At 40.7% G+C, this 23,513-nt stretch carries 28 protein-coding genes and 1 other annotated feature; of the genes, 1 reads left to right on the top strand and 27 read right to left on the bottom strand.

The genetic code is table 11. The features are described 5' to 3' along the window. From SM123_RS04890 to SM123_RS04800, 19 genes are all read right to left on the bottom strand, one after another. Positions 1 to 903: a LysR family transcriptional regulator gene (locus SM123_RS04890; RefSeq protein WP_003001728.1), complete on the bottom strand. Its 903-nt coding sequence runs from the start codon at positions 901 to 903 to the stop codon at positions 1 to 3. Positions 904 to 1,182: 279 nt separating this feature from the next. Continuing rightward, positions 1,183 to 2,589: a 6-phospho-beta-galactosidase gene (gene lacG, locus SM123_RS04885; protein WP_320909975.1), complete on the bottom strand. Its 1,407-nt coding sequence runs from the start codon at positions 2,587 to 2,589 to the stop codon at positions 1,183 to 1,185. Positions 2,590 to 2,802: 213 nt separating this feature from the next. Continuing rightward, positions 2,803 to 4,503 carry a lactose-specific PTS transporter subunit EIIC gene (locus SM123_RS04880; RefSeq protein ID WP_155124827.1) on the bottom strand — a complete coding sequence of 567 codons (1,701 nt, stop codon included), beginning with the start codon at positions 4,501 to 4,503 and terminating at the stop codon, positions 2,803 to 2,805. Continuing rightward, a complete protein-coding gene (locus SM123_RS04875) occupies positions 4,503 to 4,820 on the bottom strand; it encodes a PTS lactose/cellobiose transporter subunit IIA (RefSeq protein WP_049498249.1) in 318 nt (105 codons plus the stop codon). The genes SM123_RS04880 and SM123_RS04875 overlap by 1 nt, the downstream gene beginning before the upstream one ends. A 34-nt stretch (positions 4,821 to 4,854) precedes the next feature. Then, positions 4,855 to 5,688 carry a PRD domain-containing protein gene (locus tag SM123_RS04870; RefSeq protein WP_049498248.1) on the bottom strand — a complete coding sequence of 278 codons (834 nt, stop codon included), beginning with the start codon at positions 5,686 to 5,688 and terminating at the stop codon, positions 4,855 to 4,857. 309 nt (positions 5,689 to 5,997) lie between these two features. Next, positions 5,998 to 6,978: a tagatose-bisphosphate aldolase gene (lacD, locus tag SM123_RS04865; RefSeq protein WP_049498247.1), complete on the bottom strand. Its 981-nt coding sequence runs from the start codon at positions 6,976 to 6,978 to the stop codon at positions 5,998 to 6,000. 1 nt (position 6,979) lies between these two features. Continuing rightward, the gene (locus SM123_RS04860) at positions 6,980 to 7,909 is read right to left on the bottom strand and encodes a tagatose-6-phosphate kinase (RefSeq protein ID WP_049498246.1); all 930 of its coding nucleotides are present in this window, start codon (positions 7,907 to 7,909) and stop codon (positions 6,980 to 6,982) included. A gap of 10 nt (positions 7,910 to 7,919) precedes the next feature. After that, positions 7,920 to 8,435, bottom strand: coding sequence for a galactose-6-phosphate isomerase subunit LacB (gene lacB, locus SM123_RS04855; RefSeq protein ID WP_003002763.1), 516 nt, complete (start codon positions 8,433 to 8,435; stop codon positions 7,920 to 7,922). A gap of 16 nt (positions 8,436 to 8,451) precedes the next feature. After that, the gene (gene lacA / locus SM123_RS04850) at positions 8,452 to 8,877 is read right to left on the bottom strand and encodes a galactose-6-phosphate isomerase subunit LacA (protein WP_003007724.1); all 426 of its coding nucleotides are present in this window, start codon (positions 8,875 to 8,877) and stop codon (positions 8,452 to 8,454) included. A 201-nt stretch (positions 8,878 to 9,078) separates the two neighbouring features. Next, positions 9,079 to 10,554, bottom strand: a complete 1,476-nt coding sequence (locus tag SM123_RS04845) for a PTS transporter subunit IIC (RefSeq protein ID WP_003007726.1) — start codon at positions 10,552 to 10,554, stop codon at positions 9,079 to 9,081. A gap of 99 nt (positions 10,555 to 10,653) precedes the next feature. Then, on the bottom strand, positions 10,654 to 10,959 hold the full coding sequence (locus SM123_RS04840) for a PTS sugar transporter subunit IIB (protein WP_003002828.1): 306 nt from the start codon (positions 10,957 to 10,959) through the stop codon (positions 10,654 to 10,656). A 35-nt stretch (positions 10,960 to 10,994) separates the two neighbouring features. Next, positions 10,995 to 11,471 carry a PTS sugar transporter subunit IIA gene (locus tag SM123_RS04835; RefSeq protein ID WP_023918370.1) on the bottom strand — a complete coding sequence of 159 codons (477 nt, stop codon included), beginning with the start codon at positions 11,469 to 11,471 and terminating at the stop codon, positions 10,995 to 10,997. A gap of 189 nt (positions 11,472 to 11,660) precedes the next feature. Next, on the bottom strand, positions 11,661 to 12,407 hold the full coding sequence (locus SM123_RS04830; RefSeq protein ID WP_049498244.1) for a DeoR/GlpR family DNA-binding transcription regulator: 747 nt from the start codon (positions 12,405 to 12,407) through the stop codon (positions 11,661 to 11,663). A 216-nt stretch (positions 12,408 to 12,623) separates the two neighbouring features. Continuing rightward, a complete protein-coding gene (gene rpmA / locus SM123_RS04825) occupies positions 12,624 to 12,917 on the bottom strand; it encodes a 50S ribosomal protein L27 (RefSeq protein ID WP_003002805.1) in 294 nt (97 codons plus the stop codon). 17 nt (positions 12,918 to 12,934) lie between these two features. Then, positions 12,935 to 13,279: a ribosomal-processing cysteine protease Prp gene (locus SM123_RS04820; RefSeq protein ID WP_049498243.1), complete on the bottom strand. Its 345-nt coding sequence runs from the start codon at positions 13,277 to 13,279 to the stop codon at positions 12,935 to 12,937. A gap of 15 nt (positions 13,280 to 13,294) precedes the next feature. After that, entirely contained in the window at positions 13,295 to 13,609 is a 315-nt protein-coding gene (gene rplU / locus SM123_RS04815) for a 50S ribosomal protein L21 (protein WP_003002830.1), read from the bottom strand. A gap of 34 nt (positions 13,610 to 13,643) precedes the next feature. Beyond that, positions 13,644 to 13,731, bottom strand: a sequence feature (ribosomal protein L21 leader region). A gap of 137 nt (positions 13,732 to 13,868) precedes the next feature. Continuing rightward, positions 13,869 to 14,411, bottom strand: coding sequence for a membrane lipoprotein lipid attachment site-containing protein (locus SM123_RS04810; RefSeq protein WP_049498242.1), 543 nt, complete (start codon positions 14,409 to 14,411; stop codon positions 13,869 to 13,871). Between the two features lie 52 nt (positions 14,412 to 14,463). After that, positions 14,464 to 15,684, bottom strand: a complete 1,221-nt coding sequence (gene thiI, locus SM123_RS04805; RefSeq protein ID WP_049498241.1) for a tRNA uracil 4-sulfurtransferase ThiI — start codon at positions 15,682 to 15,684, stop codon at positions 14,464 to 14,466. A gap of 18 nt (positions 15,685 to 15,702) precedes the next feature. Then, positions 15,703 to 16,845 (bottom strand): cysteine desulfurase family protein, encoded by a 1,143-nt coding sequence (locus tag SM123_RS04800; protein ID WP_201087738.1) that lies wholly within the window; start codon positions 16,843 to 16,845, stop codon positions 15,703 to 15,705. Positions 16,846 to 17,037: 192 nt separating this feature from the next. On the opposite strand from SM123_RS04800, the gene SM123_RS04795 reads away from it, so the two are divergent. Further along, a complete protein-coding gene (locus tag SM123_RS04795) occupies positions 17,038 to 17,472 on the top strand; it encodes a DUF6556 family protein (RefSeq protein WP_049498239.1) in 435 nt (144 codons plus the stop codon). A gap of 221 nt (positions 17,473 to 17,693) precedes the next feature. On the opposite strand, the gene SM123_RS04790 is transcribed toward SM123_RS04795, so the two are convergent. From SM123_RS04790 to SM123_RS04755, 8 genes are all read right to left on the bottom strand, one after another. After that, positions 17,694 to 18,137, bottom strand: coding sequence for a hypothetical protein (locus SM123_RS04790; RefSeq protein WP_049498238.1), 444 nt, complete (start codon positions 18,135 to 18,137; stop codon positions 17,694 to 17,696). 34 nt (positions 18,138 to 18,171) lie between these two features. Then, positions 18,172 to 18,609, bottom strand: coding sequence for a hypothetical protein (locus tag SM123_RS04785; RefSeq protein WP_049498237.1), 438 nt, complete (start codon positions 18,607 to 18,609; stop codon positions 18,172 to 18,174). A 30-nt stretch (positions 18,610 to 18,639) separates the two neighbouring features. Beyond that, positions 18,640 to 19,101, bottom strand: a complete 462-nt coding sequence (locus SM123_RS04780; protein ID WP_049498236.1) for a hypothetical protein — start codon at positions 19,099 to 19,101, stop codon at positions 18,640 to 18,642. A gap of 38 nt (positions 19,102 to 19,139) precedes the next feature. Next, the gene (locus SM123_RS04775) at positions 19,140 to 19,610 is read right to left on the bottom strand and encodes a hypothetical protein (RefSeq protein ID WP_049498235.1); all 471 of its coding nucleotides are present in this window, start codon (positions 19,608 to 19,610) and stop codon (positions 19,140 to 19,142) included. A 120-nt stretch (positions 19,611 to 19,730) separates the two neighbouring features. Further along, the gene (locus tag SM123_RS04770; protein ID WP_003016505.1) at positions 19,731 to 20,801 is read right to left on the bottom strand and encodes an ABC transporter substrate-binding protein; all 1,071 of its coding nucleotides are present in this window, start codon (positions 20,799 to 20,801) and stop codon (positions 19,731 to 19,733) included. After that, entirely contained in the window at positions 20,798 to 21,571 is a 774-nt protein-coding gene (locus SM123_RS04765) for an ABC transporter permease (RefSeq protein ID WP_003002847.1), read from the bottom strand. Before SM123_RS04765 ends, SM123_RS04770 begins: the two co-directional genes overlap by 4 nt. Then, positions 21,568 to 22,374, bottom strand: a complete 807-nt coding sequence (locus SM123_RS04760) for an ABC transporter permease (protein WP_003011144.1) — start codon at positions 22,372 to 22,374, stop codon at positions 21,568 to 21,570. The genes SM123_RS04765 and SM123_RS04760 overlap by 4 nt, the downstream gene beginning before the upstream one ends. Further along, on the bottom strand, positions 22,355 to 23,512 hold the full coding sequence (locus SM123_RS04755) for an ABC transporter ATP-binding protein (protein WP_320909974.1): 1,158 nt from the start codon (positions 23,510 to 23,512) through the stop codon (positions 22,355 to 22,357). The genes SM123_RS04760 and SM123_RS04755 overlap by 20 nt, the downstream gene beginning before the upstream one ends. Position 23,513: the final 1 nt, after the last annotated feature.

The raw sequence follows: 23,513 nt of genomic DNA, 5'->3' as shown, positions 1-23,513 counted from the left end.
TTACCTCTTTTGATCAAAATATTCTACCATGACCTCGACAAACTTCTCTGCTACAGGAGAGAGATCCATCTCTTCTCGTTTGACATAGACCATCTTATTGTCCAGGTTATCTTCCAAAGGAATCACGGTAATGCCATTCACGGACTGGCTATCCAAAAAGCCTGATCCCGTCGCATAAGCATCTGTCCGTTCCAAGATTCCATTCAAGGTAGCCCGGTCGGTCACATTGAACATTTGTGAGCTCGAGCTGGTATCGACAAAGTTCTCTGAATAATAGAGGTACTCATCTTTTTCTTGGGTAAAACGAACAGTTGGCAACTGAGCTAGATCTTCCATGACCAGTTTTTTCTTCTTAGCCAAAGGATGTCCTTTGCGAAGGTAAATATGAGTCTGAAAAGGAATTAAATCCACCACTTCAAGCCCTAATTTATCAACCCGTTGCATAATCCCCTTGGTATTTTGACGGTTGAGATAAATAATTCCCAACTCACTATGCCCTTGAGCCACTTCGTCCAAAATTTGAACAGTCGTTGATTCAAAGATGCGGAAGTTTTTATTTTCCGGATAGCGGATTGAGAATTCCGTCATCAAAGGTGGCAAAAAGTCATAGTGCTGACTAGAAATGGAGAATTCTTTCTTCTCTTCTTCAGGACTGGCATATTGATTTTGAAAAATATCAAACCCTTTGACCACGTCCTGCGCTTTTTCATAAAATTCCATTCCCCGACGGGTCAAAAAAGTCCCAGAACTGGTCCGACGAAAAATCTTGAAGCCCAGTTCTTTTTCCAGATCTCTGACGGAGATGGACAAGCTAGGCTGACTCACATACATTTTTTCAGCAGCCTCACGAAAAGTACCACTATTGGCAATCGCCACTACATATCGTAATTGTTGTATATTCATTCTATTTTCCTTATTACAGTATCGATCTATTATACCATAAATTAGGGGCTGAAAGAAGAGATCCGTTTAAGAGACCTTCTTCTAGTAAAAATAAAAAAGAGAGTGGGACAGAAATCGGTAATTCGTTAGAATTCGATTTCGTCGTCCCACCTCCGCACAGTTGAGTAGGGCTGTAAAAGCTGATGAAATCAGCGTAGTAGAGCCCACTCAACCACTGCGTCTTGCTCGACAATCCAAAAATAATTGAGAGGCTAGGACTTTTGTCCCAGCCTCTTATACTTATTCAATCACTTGGCTTTCGGCTACTTTCTTGTACCAATGAGCCGATTTCTTTGGATAGCGCTCCTGGGTTTCAAAGTCCACATAAAAGAGACCATAGCGTTTTTCATAACCATTAGACCAAGAGAAGACGTCCATGAGAGACCAGATGAAGTAACCTTTGACATTAGCACCATCTGCAATCGCATCAGACAAGACCTCTAAGTGTTGTTTCACATAATCAATCCGTCCATCGTCATAAACCGTATTATCCACAAACTCATCTTTGTAGCCCAGTCCGTTTTCAGTGATGTAGATTTTCTTATAGTTTGGATAATCTGCTTTCACGCGCATAATTTGGTCATACAAACCTTGCGGATAGATAATCCAGTCCCAGTCAGTACGAGGTACATAGTCAGGAGCTACACGACGACCAACACCTTTAATTTGGTACTTAGAGCTTCCTTTTTCCCCTTTACCGTTGTGGATGATTTCAGTTTCACCATCAAAGGCTTCCATCCAGTCACTCATGTAGTAGTTAATTCCAAGGAAGTCGTTCAAATCTTTAGCTGCTTCAAGTGCTGCAAAGTCTTCGTCACGAAGATCCAAGCTACCACCATTAACTGAAAGAATGTGATTAACCCCTTCCATGGTTTCATCTGAATAATGACCGAGGTAAGTAGCATCCAAGATAAATTTGTTGTGAATGATATCTTCCAACTCAGCAGCACGTACGTCTGCAGGATTTTTAGGATCCAATGGATACTTAGTTGGAAGAGCATGAACAACCCCGATTTCACCTGTATACCCTTTGTCTTTGTACAATTTCACAGCACGTGCATGAGAAACCATCATATTGTGGTGTGATTGGAAGACTTTGGCAAGGTCATATTGAATACCTGGTGGGAATTTACCTACTAAGTATTGACCATCACCGATTGGGCCAATTTCATTGAAGGTTGTCCAGTAGTTGACTTCTGGGAATTCTTCAAAACAGAAGGCAGCATAATCTACAAAGTGTTCGATATTTTCACGATTCAAGAAGTCTCCATTTGAGTGAAGAGCTTCAGGAGTATCAAAGTGGTGAAGAGTTACGAATGGTTCTACATGACGTTTATGACATTCTGCAAATAACTTATGATAGAATTCTACCCCTTTTGGATTGACTTCACCATAACCAGTTGGGAAAATACGTGACCAAGCAATAGAAATACGAATTCCGTTTACGCCATATTCTTCAGCCAACTGTAAGTCTACTGGATATTTATGGTAGAAATCACTTGCTGGTTCAGCAGTATACCAATAGTTGTCTGCTAAGTATTTGTCCCATGCAACTGGTCCTTTACCATCTGTATGAGTCGCACCTTCTGCCTGGTAGGCAGCTGTCGCCCCACCAAAAATAAAATCTTTAGGAAGTGTTTTTGTCATTTTTTCACCTATTTCTTAATTGAACCAAATGAAAAGTGAGCGGAGAGGAGTTAGTGAGCCATCCATCTCCATCTCACTTCTTGTTCCAAGCCACCGAATTGTGACATGAGGAGGTAAAAACGATATATTTTTACCGACGAATTAACAAGTCGATTAGGAAAATCGCCATAGCGATTTCCGTTACGATAGGAGACTGTTTCACAGTCCCTATCGTTAATCGAATTGCGCTTGAACGAATGCAAGAGCGCCTTTACCATCACGTGTCAATTTGATGTATTGAGCACCTTCTGTCTTAGCCAATTTAATGCCTAGTTTATCTGTTTCTGCCCTCATGTCTTCATAGTTAGAAGCTACTTGAGGGGCAAGGATAACAAGGTCAAATTCTGGCAACATTTCACGGTGAGCACCGTAACCACCAGCAGCGGCCTTTACAGGAACATTGTATTCTTTAGCAGCTTTATTCAAAGCATTTGCAAGAAGACCACTTGTACCACCACCTGCACAAAGAACCAATACGTTTGTTTCTTTTGTGATATTGTTTTGAGCTGGTTCATTTTCAACACCAGCTTTTTCAAGAACAGCATCAGCTTTCGCTGTATTGAAGTTTGCAGCTACTTTTTCTTTCAATTCATCATTAGATTTACCAGAACGTTCTTCTTCAAGAATTTGTTCATCATAAACTTTAAGGAATGGGTAGTAAATAACTACGTCCACTACGATAAGTAATGCGGCAAGAACAAATGATAGAAATTGGAAGTTAGTACCAAGAACTAGACCAAGTGGGGCTGGAGTTGTCCATGGTAGGTTAGCAGTAAATGAGTTCATTCCAAGTGTATCGATAAAGAATTTGAAAATCCAAACGTTTGCAATTGGAGCAAAGATAAATGGAATGAAGAAGATTGGGTTCAATACCAATGGAGCACCGAACAAGATTGGTTCGTTAACACCAAAGAATGTTGGGACTACAGATGCACGTCCAATTGCACGGTTACGTTTTGATTTCGTTAACCACATGAACATAAATGGAACAACAAGAGTCGCACCAGTACCACCCAAAGTAACAATAAACATTTGAGTACCTGAAGTAAGAATCTTATCTGCGTGCATTCCTTGTTGAATCAATTTCAAGTTTACTTCAGCATTTGCATAAGTAATCGCTGCGATAGCTGGCTCAACAATTGAAGGACCATGGATACCTACAAACCAGAAGAAGGCATAAGCACCAAAGATAATTGTAATTCCAAGGTAACCGTCAGCAGCTGAGAATAGTGGAGCAAGAAGGGTACCGATTGATTCAGCAACCGTTACATGAAGGCTTGCTTTAACAACTAATTCAAGTGCGTACAAGAGTACAACTGATAATGTAAATGGAATCAAGTCTTTAAATACTTGTGAAATATTTGGTGGAACCTCGTCCGGCATGCGGATGGTCACATTGTTTTTCACACAGACTTTGTAAACATTAACAGTAATGAATGCAGCAATAAAGGCTGTTAACAACCCTTTAGTCCCCATGAATGCTGTTAAGAATCCACCTTCTTTAGCAGGTTCAGCAGCCATGAGCAAGAAGCCAACCATAGAAGCCAACATTGTTGAAATGAAGTTTATTTGGTTGGTTGCTGGGAGGTCACGGTTCATTGAATCTGTCAAAGCCTTAGCCGTTGTCCCACCAACGAAGAAGGCCAAGATGCCCATAGAATAGCTATATGGAGTCATCAATAAAGTTTCAATATCTTTAGACCAATGGAACCCCCAAGCGTTTGGTACATACGCAATTAGGATGAAGATAGATGAGAAGAGGATCACAGGCATCCCTGCAATGAAACCATCCCGAATCGCTCGCAAATATTTATTACGAGAAATCTTTTCAAAGAAAGGTTTCCCTTTTTCAATTAGTTCAATCAGTTTATTCATTATTTTGCTCCTCTTTTATATAGTTCAATCAGATGGTGAATCACGTCTTTTAATAAGATCGTTGTCATGAGATGGTCTTGACCATGCATCATGGTGATGCTATAGGGGATTTCTTCTCCTGCAGCTTCTTGCGCTAGCATGGTCGTTTGAGATTTGTGAGCCTCAGCGATACAGGACCCTGCTTCTTCTACTAAGGATTCTGCTTTCGCAAAATCACCATTTTCAGCAGCTTTTAATGCTTCTATTAATTTTGATCGAGCGTCACCGGCATAAGCGACAATTTCAAACCCAAGTAATTGGACTTCTTCTTTATTCATGTTGGTTCCTCCTTATGATACCTTTTGAAAATTTTTATAATAGACGTTGAATATGCAAGGCTAAATAGACTTTTTCATTAGGAGATATCTTAGCTCCAGTCTGTTCAGCGATGGTTTGGTAGATCTGATGACTAATCTCATAAGCCTTTGGATAACTTAGCTGGATCAGTTGTTCCATCTCGCTCAAGCCTTCAGGATCCTCTCTTCCCTTATCTAGGGAGTCAAGGAAATAATTAAGATGGATCATAAAGCGATCGTAGAAATGACTGTTCTCTTCTTTTCGTTTCAATCCATTTTGAGCTAATTTTTCCTCTACAGCTTTCAAAATCGCTTGGCGGTCTTGGACATCAGGATCCTGCTCATGAATGACTTCCCCTTGTGCATTGATGAAGTGATAGGCGATACGATTCACTTCGTCATCAGGAAATTGATCCAAGAGCCGCTCTCGAAAGATTTCAATCGCTTCTTTTGCAATTTTATAGGGGATCGGATGCATAGCAGACGCATCAGGAAGATCACTGTGTTTATATCTTCCCTGTTGAACTGCCTGGTAAGAACAAAAGATGTGATCTGTTAGTGTCACATAGATATATTCTTGAACAGGATAAGCATATTTCTTAGACAAGGTATCAATCACTTCATAAGTGGTTGTAATGAAATCAAGAGGAACATCCTTTAGAAGGGCCATAAAGTTTTCTCTTGACTCATCCGTGTTTAAACGAAATACTTTTTCGACCTTATCATCAGCCACTAGATCATTTTTCTTTTTCCCAAAAGCAATCCCACTCCCAATAACAATTAACTCTTGTTGTAGTTCATTTTGAACCAAAGCAACATTATTGTTCATTGGATGGATAATACGATACATGAGGCTCTCCTTTGTGAAATTTGTTAAAAGCAAATAAAAATGACCACGAAGCAACTGAAAAAACTAGCCTATGCTAATCATTCAATCTACTTGTGGTCACGCCTAATCTAACTTAGTAACGCTCACTGCTATTTAACTTATGAACTTATTCTATCATAAGTTTTTTATTTTGTAAACCCTTACAGCGAAAATTTTTAAACATTTTTTATAAAAAATAAACAAAGCCTAAAAATAATGAAGAACATTGGAAGGAATTTCTTCCTTCCAATGTTCTAAATGTTGCTTTAGGAGGCAATAACAATTTGTTTCTTACACGCGTTCTGTCCAAGGTGTTGCCACTTTAGCCAAGACTGCGTTCAATTCTTCAATATTTTGACGACCTTCTGTACGAAGCCATTCACGAGCAGCTGCTTCTCCATCTTTGATGTAAGCTTCTACTGAACCTGCCCATGTCGCACGTCCACAAAGAACACCGTTGAAGTTAGCACCTGATGCATGAGCAAATTCCAAAGTTTCTTGGAAGAGTTTTGCGGATACACCCGCACTGAGGTAGATGTATGGAAGGTTGGTTGCTTCTTCTTGTTCTTTAAAGAAGGCAGCAGCTTCTTCACGACTATAGACAACTTCACCTTCTCCAAAACCTTCCACGTAGTTGACATTGACAGGAACTTCTACTTTCAATACATCGATATTGAAACGAGGATCTGAGAAGACTTTCATAGCTTCAATGACTTTACGAGGTTTCACTTTTGCATATTCAGCAGAGGTTGCATCTGCAATTCCTTCATCATAAGCCAAGATTTCAAGGAAGAATGGAATGTCTTCTGCCACACATTCTGAACCGATGCGTTCGATATAAGCTTGTTTTTCTTGGTTGAGTTCATCTGCACTGTCTACATCATAGTAGAGCAAGAACTTCACAGCATCTGCGCCTTGTTCTTTGATGCGTTTTGCTGACCAAAGGTTCAAGCAGTCAGGCAAGCGTTTGGTGCTAGAAGTATCGTAGCCTGTCTTTTCGTATGCGAGCAAGAGTCCTGCATCTTTGTCCAAGGCTTTTGTAGCAGGTAGACCATATTCTGGGTCCAATAACATAGATGAAGCATATTTTGTCAATTCATCAGCTACAAGGACTTTTAATTCTTCCATTTGTGCTACAGTTGGCTCAGTGTCTTGGTATTTGGCCATCAAGCGTTTCAAAGCTCCACGTTGGTCGAAGGCCAAAGCTGAAATGACACCGTCTTTTGTACTAAGACGTTCCAAATAGTTGCGTTTTTGTTCTGTTAATACCATTTTATACCTCTTTTACGATTAATTGTTGATACAAGGCATCATAGTGCCCCATGTTGACATGTCCTGTTTGCGCTTCTTGCGCATTTAACATTCCAAGAACATTTGCTTTCTTAAGCAAGTCTGCGTCACTCTCATGATGATAGAGACCAGATGCAATCCCTGCAACAGTCGAATCACCAGATCCGACTGGATTGACGACATCGATCTTAGGAATATCTACCTTATAGAAGACATCCCCATGCTTAGCGAAAGCGCCATTTGCACCAAGGGAGACAATCACCCATTCGATGCCATCAAAGAGAGAATCCTGAAGAACTTCTTTTAAGTCTTCCACATTCTTACTCACTTCTTTTCCTAACAACTGTGATAATTCTTCATTGTTTGGTTTAATGACCGTAGGCTTGACAGCTGCTTGAATGGCAGCTTCTAAAGAAGCTCCCGAGCAATCGAGTACGACTGGTTTCCCAGCTTCCCTTGCAATCTTGACAAGGCTAGCATAGTAGTCCACTGGTAAACCAGCAGGAAGACTTCCAGAGATGGCAACAACCTCTACTTGTTCAACCAAGTGACGATAATGGTCTAGAAAGTCTTTCCCTTCTTTCTCAGAAATGGTTGGACCTTTTTCTAAGATTTCTGTTTGCTTGCCTTCGTGAAGGATGGCGATACAATTACGTGTATCTCCAGCAATTTCAAAGAAACGTTCCTCTATCCCTTCTCCTAAATGATCGAGAATGAATTGCCCTGTTCGACCACCAAGTAGGCCAGTCGCTGCCACTGGATCCTTTATCTCAGAAAGTACACGAGTAACGTTAAGACCTTTCCCACCAGCTGTCTTACTCACCTCAGCCACACGATTGACTGTATCCAACTGGAGTACATCCAAAGGATAAGAAATATCAATCGAAGGGTTCATCGTGACCGTTAATATCATACGTCACCTCTTAGTCGTGGTATTCACCACGGTCCCATTTTTCAAGGAATTCTGTAAAGAAATCAGCATCCGCTTGATGAGCATTATGTGTTTCCACATGTTGGATCTTAGCGATCAATTTTTTATTTTCTTCAGTTGGTTTGTATTCAGCGTGGATAAATGCTTCAATGATATCGCACATGAGCAATTCACCAGTAATTTTACCACCAAATCCGATGACATTCGCGTTCAATTCTTCTTTTGCATAGAGAGCAGTTGTCATATCGCGTACCAAAGCAGAACGGATACCAGGTACTTTGTTAACAGCATTGTTGATCCCAACACCTGTACCACAGATACAAACACCAAGATCTGCTTGGCCACTTGCTACGGCTTCACCGACTTTTTTACCAAAGATTGGATAGTGGGTACGTGTATGGTCATAAGTCCCAAAGTCGAGCACTTCATATCCTTTTGATTTCAAAAAATCAGAAACAGCCATTTTTTCATTTGTCACAATGTGATCACAACCAATTGCAATTCTCATTTGAATTCTCCTCTCATTAGCACATCTTATTCAACATATCGACACGGATTTGGTGACGACCACCGTCGTATTTACCATTGACGAAGCCTTTGGCAATGTTCTTGGCTAATTCATCCCCAACAATTTCAGCACCCATGGTAATCATACGAGAATTGTTGTGGCCACGTGTCATATAAGCAGATCGTTCATCTGAAACTTCTGCTGCTACCATTCCTTTGATTTTAGTTGCAACCATAAATGGACCAGCTCCGTAAGCATCAATTACGATTCCAAGATTTTGATCGTTTTTGTTCACTTCGCTCGCGACTGCAAGTGTCACATCTACAAAATCTTGACCTTCAGCAGTTACATCCACAACATCGAAGTTTTCTTTTACAAGAAACTCTTTCACGAGATCTTTTAATCTTAATCCTGCAGCATCTGCACCAATTACAATAGACATGTCCTGTCCTCCTTTTGTTCGTTTCAGCAAATATCCCTGTTGTTAAATTTTCACAAAGAAACATTTTCTTACTTTTGATATTATATTACACCTATTTTGAACGAAAGTCAACATTAAATTGTTTATTTTCGAACATTTTTTAAAATAAAAACACCATATCCACAACAGATATGGTGTCAGTTTTCAAACTACAATTGACGATTATTTTGCATTTGCAGCATATTCTTCGTTACGTTTGATCATTTGTTTTCTGTACCAAGCGAAGATTCCGATATAGAATGCCAAGAAGACAACTACACCAAGGATAGCTTTGATATCACCAGTTGTAGCGTTACCGATTGTCCAACCGAGCAATTTTTCAACTGGTCCTTCAAGAGTTGAGTGAGTGATCAATTGAGTAGAAGCTACCCCTTTAGGGAAGGCATCAACACTCTTAGCCAATTGAGTTGCAAATGGTGCAATCAATGTTCCTGAAAGAAGGAAGAGTGGCAAGAGAAGGCTTCCGAAGATGATCATACGGATTAATTTACCGCGTGTTACAACCAACAAGGCTGGAGTCACACCCATAGCGATGATACCTGCAAGTGGCAAGATACCATTTCCGACTTTAGAAAGAAGCACTGCTTCGATCAACATGATTGGTGCAAGTACGTTCGCACAAGCCCAGATTTCAGCACGACCAGCGATAAATGGCCAGTCCAAACCGATGTTGAATTTACGTCCTTGAAGACGTTTAGTAGCAACGTTTGTAATACCTTGTGACAATGGTTCTACCGCTGCGATGAACCAAGAACCGATCAATGAGAACAATTCCAAGCAGACACCGGCAGTCAAACCAAGGCTCAACCAACCTTTAATAACCAATTCCCATTTGTCAGCATCTGCGACACCAGCAACTGGATGTGGAGTACCCATGATACCGATGACGATACCAAGAAGGAAACCGATAAAGAATTTAGATCCCCAGAAACCGATCTTCTTGTTCAATTTAGCAGCGTCGAAGTCGTATTTATCAAGACCTGGGAAGAATTTGTCAAAAATTTTATCCAAGACCATGATGATTGGGTTCATCATGTAGTTCATGTGAGTTGAAGTCATAGGTGATGAACTTGGTGCATTCAAAAGATCATCAAATGTTGGTTTCATCAAGTCTGAGTTGATGATTTTCATAATCCCTACAAGGACAACTGCAAGAGTTGCCAAGAAGAGTGATAAACCTTGGCTGACACCGTTGTTGTCTGCATACCATTTGATCAAAAGACCAGTGATAGACAAGTGCCAGATATCGAAGATATCGACGTCAAGTGTATCCGTTTTCTTGATCGCAAGCATGATAACGTTGACGATCAACATAATCAACAAGAAGTAAAGTGTCCAGGCAGATCCCCAAGTGATGGTCGCAAGAGGTGCCCAACCAACGTCAGTGATATTCAATTGAATACCAGTGTTCTCAACGAATTTTGCAAGAGATGCTGAGAAAGCTCCATTCAACATACCGATGATAGCACCGATACCAGTAAGGGCGATGGCAAGTTTAATACCACCTTCAAGCGCTTTGGAGAATTTCACTCCAAACAAAAGTGCCAATAGAGTTAGGACGATCAACATGATGATCGGAGCACCCATGTCTAGGATGGGTTTGAAAAATTTATTGGCAAAATCAATAATGCCATTCATAATAAATCCTCCCGATTTATGAATTTTTTTGTAATTTACAGCATAAAGTGTTCCCAATTTTATAATTGGATAACGCTTACAATCATGTTTAAAAAAATATTAACTTAATCCATGTTCTTTAATGGCAGCTTCGATGTTATCAAAGACTGGCGCACTCATCGCTGGAATACGGAACAAGATTGGTCCTGCTTCTACCACTGGAATACCAGGATCGAATCCCAAATCAGTAGCAGCAATTGGAGTAAAGATGTCATAACCAGAAATCAAATCTTCATTGACGTCTTTGACCATGACAGCGTCACAACGCACATCATAACCACGGTTTGACAACTCTTCTTCCAAAGCATTCTTAATTTGGTGGCTAGAGTTAACACCTGCACCACAGGCAGCTAAAATTTTAATCATTTGGATGTCCTCCATTATAAATATTTACGAATGTTTTAGGAAATAGTTTCCGTAATGTATTGATAAAGCTTATCTTCACTATCTAATTTTGATAGAGCTTCGAGATTTCCATTGGATGTAAAGAAATCCATCAGTTGGGCCAAAATATTGGTTTGGCTTGAGCTCGTATTATTGATAATGAAGAATAAAAGTGAAACTTGAACTTCCTTATCTGGAGCAATCATATTATGGAAAGTTACGGGTTGATCCAAACGAACCACAACCACATTCTCAGTGAGATTATGGACAATGTCTGTGTGCGGGATCGCCACATTTGGTAAGTCCTTACCAAGAAATTCCATGTCTAATCCAGTCGGGAAAGACTTTTCACGCTCAATCAAAGCGGAACGATAGGTTGGTGTCACAATCTGTCGCTCTTCCAATAAGCTTGCTACCTGCTCAAAGAGATCTGTTTGATCCTTGGCATGTAGGCAAAATACAAGATCTTTGTTAAAGAGTTGATTTAATCCCATTGTTGCCACCTCCTTATCTAACTATTTATTTATAGCTTCAGTATATCACTATATTGATTGATTGTCAATCATTTTTTGTCTAAATTTGTTTAATTTTGTTTGTATATCTCTCTAAAGCGCTTTCTATCCGTCATTTTCCAACATCCTTAAATCAGTAAAAAGTGGTCTCTTTTTTGAGACCACTTTGTTTTATATGATTTTCGTATACAAGCCGTATTTGTCTTTGATCTTCTTTGGAATACTATCATCGGTAATAATGGCATTTAGATCTTCCACACGATAGAAACTGTAGAAGGAATAACTATCAAACTTGCTGTTATCAGCTACCACATATTTCTCTATCGCATTGTTCAGAATAATGGCATTGCCATTTCCTTCTTCTTCATTAGCTGTGGAGACACTATGGCCATCGATTCCATTCACCCCGATAAAGGCTTTAGAAACCTTGATTTCTTTCAAGAGTTTATTGGCAAATTGACCGACAAAGGTTTGTGTCTTTACCCGGTAGCGACCACCAACTAATATCAAGTCATAATTCGGGAAATCCTTGAGCTTCTCAAAAATAGGCAGGGAGTTGGTGACGATGCTAATTTCTTTCCCTTCCAAATAATCTCCGATAAAGTCTGTTGTTGTACCAGAGCCAATAAAGACGGTATCCCCATTTTCGATCAAGTCTGCACATTTTTTGGCAATGCTTCGTTTCTCATCAATATTGATCAGATTTTTTTCACTGTGAGAAGCTTCTAATAAGCTATCTTTGACTTTTTTGTGGGCCCCACCATGTACACGAACTAAAAGACCTTGTTTTTCAAGATCAATCAGATCGCGACGAATGGTCATATCTGTCACCCCAAAAAGTTCCTTGAGCTCTTTGACCGATACCACACTTTTTCGATCCAGTTCCTGAAGAATTTCAACATGTCTGCTATCTTTCATGGTACTACTTCCATTCCTACTATATTTGTCTCTATTATACTACATTTTTCAAAAAACACAAATTCAAACATTATATTAACAAGAGTAAACACGATATTTTTAAATAAATAAAAGAAAAAAGCCTTCCGTCAATCCGGAAAGCTTTGATTTATGCTATTTCTAGCTTCCTCACCTTAATATTTCAAGGCTCGGGATAAAAAGGTTCACTGAACCTTTTTATTTTGCGATTGGGTAAACAGAAACTTGTTTTTTATCGCGACCTTTACGTTCGAAGCGTACTACGCCTTCAACTTTTGCGAACAAAGTATCGTCTCCACCACGTCCAACGTTCACACCTGGGTAGATGTGAGTACCGCGTTGACGGTAAAGGATAGATCCACCTGTTACAGTTTGTCCATCAGCTGCTTTAGCTCCAAGACGTTTTGCTTGTGAATCACGTCCGTTTGATGTAGAACCTCCACCTTTTTTGTGGGCGAAAAGTTGCAAGTTAGCAAGATTCAATTTCAACATAATTGTTTTCCTCCATGTTAGTTTTCTGTGATAACTCTTGTTTGGACGAACTCCGATGAGTTCTTCGATAAGTTTGCCATCCCTAAGAAAAATGATTCAAAGAATAGTTGGGTCATTTCTCTTTGATGTGGTGGAATATCCGTCGGGATCGTCACCCGCAGGAAGCCACCTTCTTCTTCGTTTAATTCTAGATCCGGTTCGTAGCCTGCAAATTTCTCAACAGAGTTGACAAAGTTAATGGCTAGAGTCGAAACCGATGCACACACGACATCAAAGCCGTATTCACCGCTTCCAGCGTGCCCAGTGATTTCTGCACTCCTCAGCTCGCCATCTTCGGCTCGTTCAAAGACTGCTTGTATCATGTGTTCTCCTAAAAATTAAGCGTTGATAGCGTTGATGACAACTTTAGTGTAAGGTTGACGGTGACCTTGTTTACGGTGGCTACCTTTTTTAGGTTTGTACTTGTAAGTAACAACTTTCTTTTGTTTTCCTTGTTTTTCAACAGTTCCAACAACAGTAGCTCCTGAAACAAGTGGAGTTCCGACAACAGTGTTTTCACCACCAACAAGAACAACTTCGTTAAATGTAACTTCTTGACCAGCTTCAACGTTCAATTTTTCAACGTAGATAGCTTGACCAACTTCAACTTTAACTTGTTTTCCGCCAGTTTTAATGATTGCGTATGTGCTCATTATGCACCTCCTATGTATTTTTGGGTTTCCCCGTATTTTTGTGAAGACTCGCCTAGCATCGTGGGACGAACCACTTACTCTCATGGAAATGAGCGACGATGTTCGAGCGGTTGCACAGGCATGTGCATAGTCAACTCTCTTAGTATATCACTTCTATCAGACAAAGACAAGTATTTTTTCGCTTTGAAAACGAATTTCTTTTATAAAATGGATGATTTTGTATCTTTTATTTTAAGATCGCTTGTCGGTCCGACTTCTTCTACTTATCTTTAAATTTAAAGTCATTAAAACTCATTTTTGCTTTTGAAGAATCGTTCATGCTCTTCATTTTTTCTTCTTGTTCCTTGGTGATTTTGATAGGAATAGCTGCAGCCGTATTCGGTTTCAATACACCTGATTCATTGATTTCATAGTCAACTGTGACATCTTTGAAAAGTGGCTCCCTATCATATTCCAAATTCAGGACAAAGGATCCATCACGATCGATGGTTGTGGTGGTACGATTCACAATAAAGAACAAGGCGAAGCGGCTTTCCTCATTTCCAAAGGTATAGCCTGGGAAAAAGACAAATAATTTTCCAGGTTCTCCAAGCGTTGGATGTTCCTTGATAAATTTCTCAGACGCTTCCAGGACTTCGTTGTCCTGGTCTTTATACTGGTCGGCTCTGACAAATGTGAGCGGTTCTTTTTTACTGCTGGTTGACTGGCTGGTCTTTTCTTCTTTTTTCGGACCAGTAAATGATACTTTGACGCAGCCTGTCAACAGAAGCAAACTTGTCATTAAAACGATAATTTTTTTCATCTTGTCTCCTTTAAGTTGGTTAGAAAAAGAGGCTGGATACTCCCAGTCTCTCCTATAGCAAATCCTCGATCAGGTCATCGACCTCATCTTTTTCTGCTTTTGGTGTGATCTCTGTTACGATGATGCCTGCTACCGCACGCTCCACCAAAGCTTCCACATCCATGCGTTGCTCATATTGCTCCGCATTTTTGAGTTTCGGATTCGTCTTTGGACGATCCGGTGCAAAGATGGTACAACAATCTTCGAATGGCTGGATAGAGATTTCAAAGGTATCAATCTCTTGGGCAATATCGATGATTTCCAACTTGTCCATGGTCACCACCGGACGGATAACCGGCGTATTGGTCACGGCATTGATGGCCTGCATACTCTCTAAGGTTTGGCTAGCCACTTGTCCCAAGCTTTCACCATTAATAATGACCAAACCACCGCGAACCTCGCGAATACGGTCTGTAATACGCATCATAAAGCGACGGGTCAAAGTCATGAGGTAAGCTTCTGGCGCTTTTGCCTTGATTTCCTCTTGGATCTCTGTGAATGGCACCTCGATAAATTGGATATTGCCCCCAAACTTGGTCAACTTCCGTGTTAAATCATGGGCTTTTTTAAGAGCTCCTGGGCTGGTATAAGGTGGGCTAGCAAAATGGACGGCCTCGATATCTACTCCACGCTTCAAGGCTAGGTAACCAGCTACTGGAGAGTCGATCCCACCAGAAAGCATGAGCATGCCCTTGCCAGACGTACCAACAGGAAGGCCTCCTGCTCCTTTAATGGTTTCATAAGAGATATAGGCTGCTTCTTCTCGAATTTCAACTTGCAAGTTGATATCTGGTTTTTTCATCTGAGCTTGAATCGTTGGGATCGCTTCAAAGACCGCACCTCCCAAGGTTTGATTAAGCTCGCGACTATCGAGTTCAAAGGTATGGTCACTGCGTTTACTTGAGATTTTAAAGGTCAAGCCTTCCTTGTAAATCTCCTTCATGATCTCTTGCACTGCCGCTTTTAAGGCCGGAACAGATTTTTCAATCTTGTAAACGGGTGAAAAATTTTGGATTCCAAAAACCTGTTTGAGGGATTCTGCTACTGGTTCATAATCCGTCCCATGTAGATAAGCATGCGCTCGATCACGGTCTGCTGTCACTTTGACAGCTGGATAGATAGATAAAACATCTTGGATATTATTGCGAAGTTTATTGATGAAACGCATGCGGTTCTTTCCTTTAGTAGAAAGCTCTCCATAGCGAATCATAATTTCTGAATAGGTTAAGGTCATGTTGATTTCCTTCTAAAATTAACGTACTTTTCGTGTTTGCTCGTAAATCAGTTTGAACTTGGTCAAGAATTGCTCGACTTGGCTCATGTCATTCTCAAGGTCAAGACTCAAGCGAACAGCAGTCTGTGCGATACTCTTGTCCACTCCCATGGCAATCAAGGTTCCAGCTGGCTTACCTGCTTTGGACGAACAGGCACTAGTGGTCGAGATGTAAATATCAAACTCTTCAAAGGCATGGACCACTACTTCTCCACGAACTCCCTTGATCCCGAAAGTCAAGATGTGAGGCGCAAAGTGATCCTCACCAGAAAAGATAGTGACATCTGGATAGTTGGCCAATTCTTTGCGGATGACTTCTTTCATCTGCTGGGTTTTGCTGGCAAAAGCTTCTTGGTTTTCCATGGCTAAGCGTAGGGCTTTTGCTGTTGCTGCGATTCCTGCCACGTTCTCAGTTGTCGAGCGCATTTCTTTTTCTTGACCACCTCCGGTTAAGAGAGGGGTGATCTTTTTGCCTTCTTTAATGTAGACAAATCCGACTCCGCGAAGTCCATGGAATTTGTGACTAGAGAAGGTCGCAAAGTCCACGCGCTCTGGTAGATAAACTTCTGTTGCTACCTTTGCCAAGGATTGCACAGCATCGACATGGAAACTAATCGTTGGACGATCTTCCAGGAGAGCTGCGATTTCATGGATGGGCTGGATGGAACCAATCTCATTGTTGACGGCCATGACAGAGACCAAGGTCGTATCCGGACGGAGAAGACTAGCCAAGGCATCCACCTTGACAAAGCCACGCGCATCCACTGGAGCGTAATCCACTTCGAATCCCTGCGTCTTTAGCCAAGCAGCTGACTCCTTGATAGCGGGATGCTCGATGTCAGAGACAATGATATGCTTGCCATAAGGAGCTTTCTCAAAGGCGACACCCTTTAGGATCCAGTTGTCCCCTTCTGTCCCACCAGACGTGAAGTAAATTTCCTCAGCTTTCTTGCCAATTAGCTCCGCAATTTGTTTCCGAGAAGCTTCCAAAATACGAGTAGCTTGACTACCTAGATTGTGCAAACTAGAAGGGTTGCCCCAGATCCGAGTCGCTACTTCTGTATAAGTCGCAAGGGCTTCTGGATAGGGTTTAGTCGTTGCTGAATTGTCAAAATAGATCATGTCCTACGCATCCATCACTTTCTTTTTACGTAACTTCTATTTTATCATTTCTAACCGCTTGGGACAAGGATTTGATAAAGAGAGATGCGGCAAAATCACTCTATAAAATTCAGTTCTTTTTAGACATTTTTCAGAAAATGACTTATAATAGGAAAGTGTTAAAAAACAATTTTTGATAGAAAGAGAATGAACATGTCACAATATTCAAGAAGTAACAAAAACCAAAAACCTGAGGAAAAAGTTGATACAAGACCATCTCGCGGTGAGAAAGTCAAACAAGGTTTGTCCGTATTTCAAACGGTTGTAGCTACGATTGCCAGTCTCCTAGGGATTATCGTCACTTCCTTTACCATCATGAGTCTGCTCAATAAAGACAATCAAAAAACAGAAGACAAACCATCTAGTAGCACCAGCGTCGTCGTGGTCCACGATAAGGGATCTGACTCAAGCGCTACTAATACAGATGCTAACACCAATACACAAACCAATTCAAGCAATACAGAAACAAGTTCACAAAAAGAAACCGATAGCTCATCTGCTACTGAATCTAGCTCGTCTGCCGCACAAGACCAAGGCTCCACAGCAACAGACAGTGGCGCAGATACAGCATCATCTGGAACCAACTAAAAAATCAGTAAGGACAACCTTACTGATTTTTTTTATCTTTCGATTCCAGCTTTTTCTGATTTTTATAGAAAGCATCTATCTCGTTGTCATACTCCCATTTGAGCTTTGAACGCTCTTCCTGGAATTGATCCAATCATTCATATGGAAACTTTTTGGGTCTATATCTGTAAGCTGATTCTGCTAATGAAGCATATAGATTATCAAAACTTTTTAAATTCCAATTAGTCAAATAATCTCCCCCCAATTCTAATGTCGGATCCTATATACATCTCATCTAAATTTAATGTATTGTCCTCATTAATTGGGATATCTACTCCCCAACTCGATTCTTCAATATGATTTATACCTCCATAAACACTCATGTAATATTCAGGAGTTGTCAGTCCACCATCACCCCACTGCGTCTGATCCCAATCAATCTGAACGGATTCAACTTTTGAATTTTGTGCTTTGACTAAATCAATAACCTTCTGTTCGTGTTCTTTTAGATAGTCCAGTTGTTCTTTTTTTATGTCTTCATCTGGTTTTTGTACGACTTTCTTTGAAGATGAGGTCGTTATCTTCTGTTCGGGGCTTTTGGTCAGGGTCATGATTTTTCCTCCAAGAAAAACCAGTCCTAGGATCGGTAACAAAATGATCAAAAGTAGTTCCATTTGTCTCTTCATAAATCCTCCTTACAGGCTTTGAATCTTCCAGTTCTTACTCAATATAATCACCCTTAATACTAATATTATAGCCCATACTGAAAGTCATCTTTTGATCAGAATCAAATACAACATCCACCCTCCATCCTGAATCTTCTAGCTGATTGACTGTACCAAAAATTTCTATGACCTCATCTCCACCTTGTGGTGTCCCATTTCCACCCTCAATCCATTGCGTTTCGTCCCAATAAATTTGAACAGATTCAATCTTTGAACTCTTCGATTTCACAAAATTGACTATTTCTTGCTCGTGCTCTTTGAGATAAGCGAGCCGTTTTTGTTTGATCACTTCTATATCTTCTTTGGAGGAGGAAGTGGTGACAGTTTGTGCTTGTTTCTTATGCGCTTTTTGCTTTACAGTACAACCTCCAATACTTGTGAAAATAAGCATTAAAGCTAATAACTTAAGTGTACATTTCATTTTATTTTTCATTTTCCTCCTAACACTAATACTTCTATTTACTTAGGAAAAAATTTTCCAGCCACCATTTTCCTCGATATAGATATCATTAAGCATGCCCATTTTTTTGATAGTTGGTATGCTATTTTGATCTTCTAAGTAAAAATCAACGGAGAATTTTGTGTTTTTTAATTGATTAATTTTACCAGAAATAGATAAATTGTATCCACCACCCTGAGGCGTTCCATTCCCAGACTCTTCAATTACCATACTATTCCAATCAATCTGGACGGATTCGATTTTCGGACTTTGAGCTTTCACAAAATCAACAATTTCTTTTTCATGTTCTTTCAAATAGGCTAGCTGTTTTTGTTTAATGGTTTCTTTGTCCTCTTTTGTAGTTGAAGAGGTGACAGTTTGCGCTTGTTTCGTTTGCTCTTTTGATTTTATAGTGCATCCTTCGATACTAAATAAAGCAATTATCGATGTTACTGTTAGCAAAATAATTTTAGTATGTTTCTTCATAATTTATCCTTAAATTTCAACATAGATCAAAAGAACTACTACTCCAATATTTCTTCACCGATGGTTATATGGTTAAATATGGAAATTTTTTTCAAATCGATTGAATCATCATCATTAATCGGCATAGAGGCACTCCATCCTGAATCTTCAATATGATTCACTGTTCCATAAACTTCAATAGAATAATCAGGAAACAAGAAACCTCCATCACTCCATCTCACATCAGTCCAATCAATCTGAACTGACTCAATTTTTGAATTTTGAGCCCTCACATAATCAACGATTTCTTGCTCGTGTTCCTTGAGAAATGCGATTTGCTCTTTTTTTATTTCTTCTTCTGATTTTTGTACGACTTTCTTTGAGGATGAAGCCGTTACCTTCTGTTCGGGTCTTTTGGTCAGATTCATGATTTTTCCTCCTAGAAAAACCAGTCCTAGGATCGGTAACAGAATAATCAAAAAAAGTTCCAGTCGTCTTTTCATTTTTTCTTCTCCAATCCTTCCTTTCATGACTGAATGGGCCAGTCACTTTCCTTACTATTATAGCATCTTTCATTTGAATCTCAATCTAACTCACTAGTTAGAGACTATATGCAGCAATCAAAAAGGAACCCTGAGGTTCCTTTTGTGTTATTTTCGATACATCTTGACCTGAAGGTAAAGATCGTTATAGACTCCAAGCAATTTCTTGCCTAATTGTTGATAGACTTCCAAATGGTCCAGCGTTTCATCGCTTGGATAGAAGGATTGGTCATCTTGGATTTCTTTTGGCAACATGGCTTTGGCTTTTTTATTTGGCGTTGAGTAGCCGACATAAAGAGCATTTTTCAAAGCATTTTTAGGACGAAGCATGAAGTTAATAAAGGCATATGCTGCTTCTTTATTTTTCACGGTTTTTGGAATGACAATGTTATCAAACCAAAGGTTGCTGGCTTCAGTTGGGACGACATAGCGAAGATCCTTATTGGCTTCGAGCATTTGGCTGGCTTCTCCTGAGAAGGTAACCCCAATAGCCGCATTGTTTTGGATCATATAGCCTTTCATCTCATCAGCAACCAAAGCTTTGATGTTTGGCGTCAAGGTGTAGAGTTTATCTACTGCCTCTTGCAATTTCTTTGGATCCTTTTCATTGAGGCTATAGCCCAAGGTATTGAGACCAATTCCCATGACCTCACGCGCACCATCGTACATCATGATGTCATTTCTGTACTCTTCACGCCAGAGATCTGACCAATGTTCAGGAGCATTTTTGACCATCTTGGTATTGTAGATAATCCCCAAGGTACCCCAGAAGTAAGGGACTGAATATTGGTTGCCCGGATCAAACGATTGGTTCAAGAGTTTTGGATCGATATTTTCCATCCCTTTGATCTTGGATTGGTCCAACTTTTCAACCAGATGCTCATCCATCATCTTAGCAATCATGTATTCACTAGGAATCGCAATATCGTAAGTGGTTCCACCTTGCTTGATCTTGGTGTACATGGCTTCGTTGGAATCAAAGGTATCATATTGCACCTGAATCCCTGTCTCTTTTGTAAATTCCTTGAGCAATTCCGGATCGATATAATCTCCCCAGTTGTAGATGACCAGCTTGTCACTATTCTTGGTATTCATGCTCGCTTCGATCTGGTGGCTAATTCCCCAGAGGACCAGAATGACAAGGACAATCCCAGTTAGGAATGAATAAAGTTTTTTCATGCTGCTTCCTCCTTTTCACGGGTGATAAAGTAATAACCGATGACCAAGAGCACACTAAAGAGAAAGACAAGGGCGGACAAGGCATTGATACTGAGGGAAATCCCTTGACGCGCACGTGAGTAGATCTCTACAGACAAGGTTGTAAAGCCATTTCCGGTTACAAAGAAGGTCACGGCAAAGTCATCAAGCGAATAGGTAAAGGCCATAAAGTAGCCCGCAATAATGGCTGGTGTCAGATACGGCAACATGATCTCTTTGAGCATTTGCACTTGGGTAGCTCCTAAGTCATAGGCCGCATTGACCATATCCCGGTTCATTTCCTTGAGTCGTGGCAAGACCATCAAGACCACAATAGGAATCGAGAAGGCCACGTGGCTAGCCAGAACAGATAGGAAACCTAGCTGGTACTTCACCGTCGTAAAGAGAATCAAGAAGCTGGCCCCGATCATAACGTCTGGCGCTACCATGAGAATGTTGTTGATGGAGAGCAAAGGACCTTCTAACTTCTTCTTCGATTGGTAAATATAAATGGCTCCAAAGGTTCCAATCACTGTCGCAATCAAGGCTGACAAAAAGGCCAAGAGGAAGGTCTCTGATAAGATCAGCATCAGGCGACTATCTGCGAACAATTCATTGAAATGCTCAAGCGTGAAGCCTGTGAAGGCATTCATATCTCCCCCTTTATTGAAGGCATAAAAGATCAAATAAAAGATAGGAAGATAGAGGATCAGAAAGACGAAACCTAGATAGAAATGAGATACTTTTTTCATCGTTCTCTCCTTTCTCTAGTTGCCCACATGGTAAAGAGCATAGCAAGGATCAGAACAACTCCGATGGTAGAACCCATTCCCCAGTTTTGTGTTGTCAGGAAGTGCTGTTCAATCGCAGTCCCTAAGGTAATGACGCGATTTCCACCGATCATCCGTGTCAACATGAAGAGACTCAGACTAGGAATAAAGACAGACTGCACACCTGAGCGGACTCCATTCATGGACAAGGGGAAGACCACATGACGGAAGGTATCCCAACGATTGGCTCCCAAATCATAGCTGGCATTAATCAAGTTTGGATCTAAGTCATCTAAGACATTAAAGATCGGCAAAATCATGAAAGGCAACTCGATGTAGCTGGCTACAAAGATAAAGGAGAAATCGGTAAAGAGGATCTGCTGGGGAGCGACTCCGAGAAAGCTTAAAAAGCTATTGATGGAGCCGTTTTGACCAAAGATTCCGATAAAGGCATAGGCCTTGAGCAAGAGATTGACCCAGGTTGGCAAGACGATCAACATCAACCACAACTGCCGGTGTTTGAGCAGCGTCAAAAAGTAAGCAGTCGGGTAGGAGATCAAGAGCGTCACCAGGGTGACGATTCCGGCATAAAGGACCGAATTAAAGCTCATCTTTAAATAGGTCAAATTTTGCGAAGTAAAGAACTCTTTGTAGTTTTCAAGTGAAAACTGCCCTTCAACGTTAAAAAACGATTGAAAGATGATCATGACTACAGGAGCCAAGACAAAGAGAAAAATCCACAAGAAATAGGGGAGGATAAATAGATTAGAGGTTGTTTTCTTCATCTCTTTCCTCCTCAATGGCATTAATCAAACCAGCTTCTTGCTCTTCCACTTCAACGTACTCTTCGATCCGCGCATCGAATTCTTCTTCGGTTTCGTTGAGACGCATAACGTGGATATCTTCTGGTTCAAAGTCTAGCCCGATGACTTCTCCCACGATGGCTTTCCGAGTGGAGTGGATCATCCACTCATTTCCCAAATCATCATAAGCGATGATCTCATAATGCACACCACGGAAGAGCTGGGTGTCCACCTTCACTTGGAGCTTGCCTTCTTCAGGAAGAGTGATTTGCAAGTCTTCAGGACGAATGACGACTTCAACTGGTTCGTTTGGACGCATTCCCCCATCGACGGCTTCAAAGCGTTTGCCATTGAACTCAACCAAGTAGTCCTCGATCATACGCCCATCTAGAATGTTGGACTCCCCGATAAAGGTGGCTACAAAGTGGTTGATCGGTTCATCATAGATATCTACTGGTGTACCAGATTGGACGATCTCTCCTTCATTCATGACAAAGATCCAGTCACTCATGGCGAGGGCTTCTTCTTGGTCATGGGTAACAAAGACAAAGGTAATCCCCAAGCGTTGTTGCAATTCTCGCAACTCATACTGCATGTCTGTCCGAAGTTTCAAGTCAAGTGCAGACAAGGGCTCATCTAAAAGAACCACTCGTGGTTCATTGATAATAGCCCGTGCAATAGCTACCCGCTGGCGTTGACCACCCGATAATTTTTGGATCGAGCGTTTTTCAAATCCTGCTAACTGGACCATTTTCAATACTTCTGAAACCCGACGTTCGATCTCAGCCTGGTCCAGCTTTTTCAAACGAAGGGGGAAAGCCACATTTTCAAAGACCGTCATATGCGGAAACAGGGCATAGGACTGAAAGACGGTGTGGACATCCCGCTTGTTGGTAGGGACATCATTGATCCGTTCCCCATCAAGGTAGACATCTCCAGAGCTAGCATCTAAAAGACCGGCAATAATATTAAGGATAGTTGATTTTCCTGATCCAGATGCACCGAGCAGGGTATAGAACTTCCCTTCTTCCAATTCAAAATTGATATCCTTTAGGACAACGGTTCCGCTATCTTCAAAGACCTTTGTAACATTTTTAAACTCAATAATTGGTTTTTTCAAT

It is taken from the genome of Streptococcus sp. S5 (assembly GCF_034134805.1).
GTDB classification, from domain to species: domain Bacteria; phylum Bacillota; class Bacilli; order Lactobacillales; family Streptococcaceae; genus Streptococcus; species Streptococcus lingualis.
The sequence above is the reverse complement of the archived record's forward strand: the minus strand, read 5'-3'. Positions and strand labels throughout refer to the sequence as shown.

Coding starts and splice junctions, on each gene's coding strand:
- SM123_RS04890 (WP_003001728.1), bottom strand. CDS start 903: ATGAATATACAACAATTACGATATGTAGTGGCGATTGCCAATAGTGGT.
- lacD (WP_049498247.1), bottom strand. CDS start 6,978: ATGGTATTAACAGAACAAAAACGCAACTATTTGGAACGTCTTAGTACA.
- SM123_RS04775 (WP_049498235.1), bottom strand. CDS start 19,610: ATGAAAGGAAGGATTGGAGAAGAAAAAATGAAAAGACGACTGGAACTT.
- SM123_RS04780 (WP_049498236.1), bottom strand. CDS start 19,101: ATGAAGAAACATACTAAAATTATTTTGCTAACAGTAACATCGATAATT.
- SM123_RS04770 (WP_003016505.1), bottom strand. CDS start 20,801: ATGAAAAAACTTTATTCATTCCTAACTGGGATTGTCCTTGTCATTCTG.
- SM123_RS04875 (WP_049498249.1), bottom strand. CDS start 4,820: ATGAATAAAGAAGAAGTCCAATTACTTGGGTTTGAAATTGTCGCTTAT.
- SM123_RS04880 (WP_155124827.1), bottom strand. CDS start 4,503: ATGAATAAACTGATTGAACTAATTGAAAAAGGGAAACCTTTCTTTGAA.
- lacG (WP_320909975.1), bottom strand. CDS start 2,589: ATGACAAAAACACTTCCTAAAGATTTTATTTTTGGTGGGGCGACAGCT.
- SM123_RS04845 (WP_003007726.1), bottom strand. CDS start 10,554: ATGAATGGCATTATTGATTTTGCCAATAAATTTTTCAAACCCATCCTA.
- SM123_RS04785 (WP_049498237.1), bottom strand. CDS start 18,609: ATGAAAAATAAAATGAAATGTACACTTAAGTTATTAGCTTTAATGCTT.
- rpmA (WP_003002805.1), bottom strand. CDS start 12,917: ATGTTGAAATTGAATCTTGCTAACTTGCAACTTTTCGCCCACAAAAAA.
- SM123_RS04760 (WP_003011144.1), bottom strand. CDS start 22,374: ATGAAGAAAACAACCTCTAATCTATTTATCCTCCCCTATTTCTTGTGG.
- SM123_RS04790 (WP_049498238.1), bottom strand. CDS start 18,137: ATGAAGAGACAAATGGAACTACTTTTGATCATTTTGTTACCGATCCTA.
- SM123_RS04860 (WP_049498246.1), bottom strand. CDS start 7,909: ATGATATTAACGGTCACGATGAACCCTTCGATTGATATTTCTTATCCT.
- SM123_RS04820 (WP_049498243.1), bottom strand. CDS start 13,279: ATGATACAAGCAGTCTTTGAACGAGCCGAAGATGGCGAGCTGAGGAGT.
- lacA (WP_003007724.1), bottom strand. CDS start 8,877: ATGTCTATTGTAATTGGTGCAGATGCTGCAGGATTAAGATTAAAAGAT.
- SM123_RS04800 (WP_201087738.1), bottom strand. CDS start 16,845: ATGATCTATTTTGACAATTCAGCAACGACTAAACCCTATCCAGAAGCC.
- lacB (WP_003002763.1), bottom strand. CDS start 8,435: ATGAGAATTGCAATTGGTTGTGATCACATTGTGACAAATGAAAAAATG.
- SM123_RS04830 (WP_049498244.1), bottom strand. CDS start 12,407: ATGAAAGATAGCAGACATGTTGAAATTCTTCAGGAACTGGATCGAAAA.
- SM123_RS04870 (WP_049498248.1), bottom strand. CDS start 5,688: ATGTATCGTATTATCCATCCAATGAACAATAATGTTGCTTTGGTTCAA.
- SM123_RS04765 (WP_003002847.1), bottom strand. CDS start 21,571: ATGAAAAAAGTATCTCATTTCTATCTAGGTTTCGTCTTTCTGATCCTC.
- thiI (WP_049498241.1), bottom strand. CDS start 15,684: ATGACCTTAACCTATTCAGAAATTATGATTCGCTATGGAGAGCTTTCT.
- SM123_RS04810 (WP_049498242.1), bottom strand. CDS start 14,411: ATGAAAAAAATTATCGTTTTAATGACAAGTTTGCTTCTGTTGACAGGC.
- SM123_RS04795 (WP_049498239.1), top strand. CDS start 17,038: ATGTCACAATATTCAAGAAGTAACAAAAACCAAAAACCTGAGGAAAAA.
- SM123_RS04835 (WP_023918370.1), bottom strand. CDS start 11,471: ATGGGATTAAATCAACTCTTTAACAAAGATCTTGTATTTTGCCTACAT.
- SM123_RS04840 (WP_003002828.1), bottom strand. CDS start 10,959: ATGATTAAAATTTTAGCTGCCTGTGGTGCAGGTGTTAACTCTAGCCAC.
- rplU (WP_003002830.1), bottom strand. CDS start 13,609: ATGAGCACATACGCAATCATTAAAACTGGCGGAAAACAAGTTAAAGTT.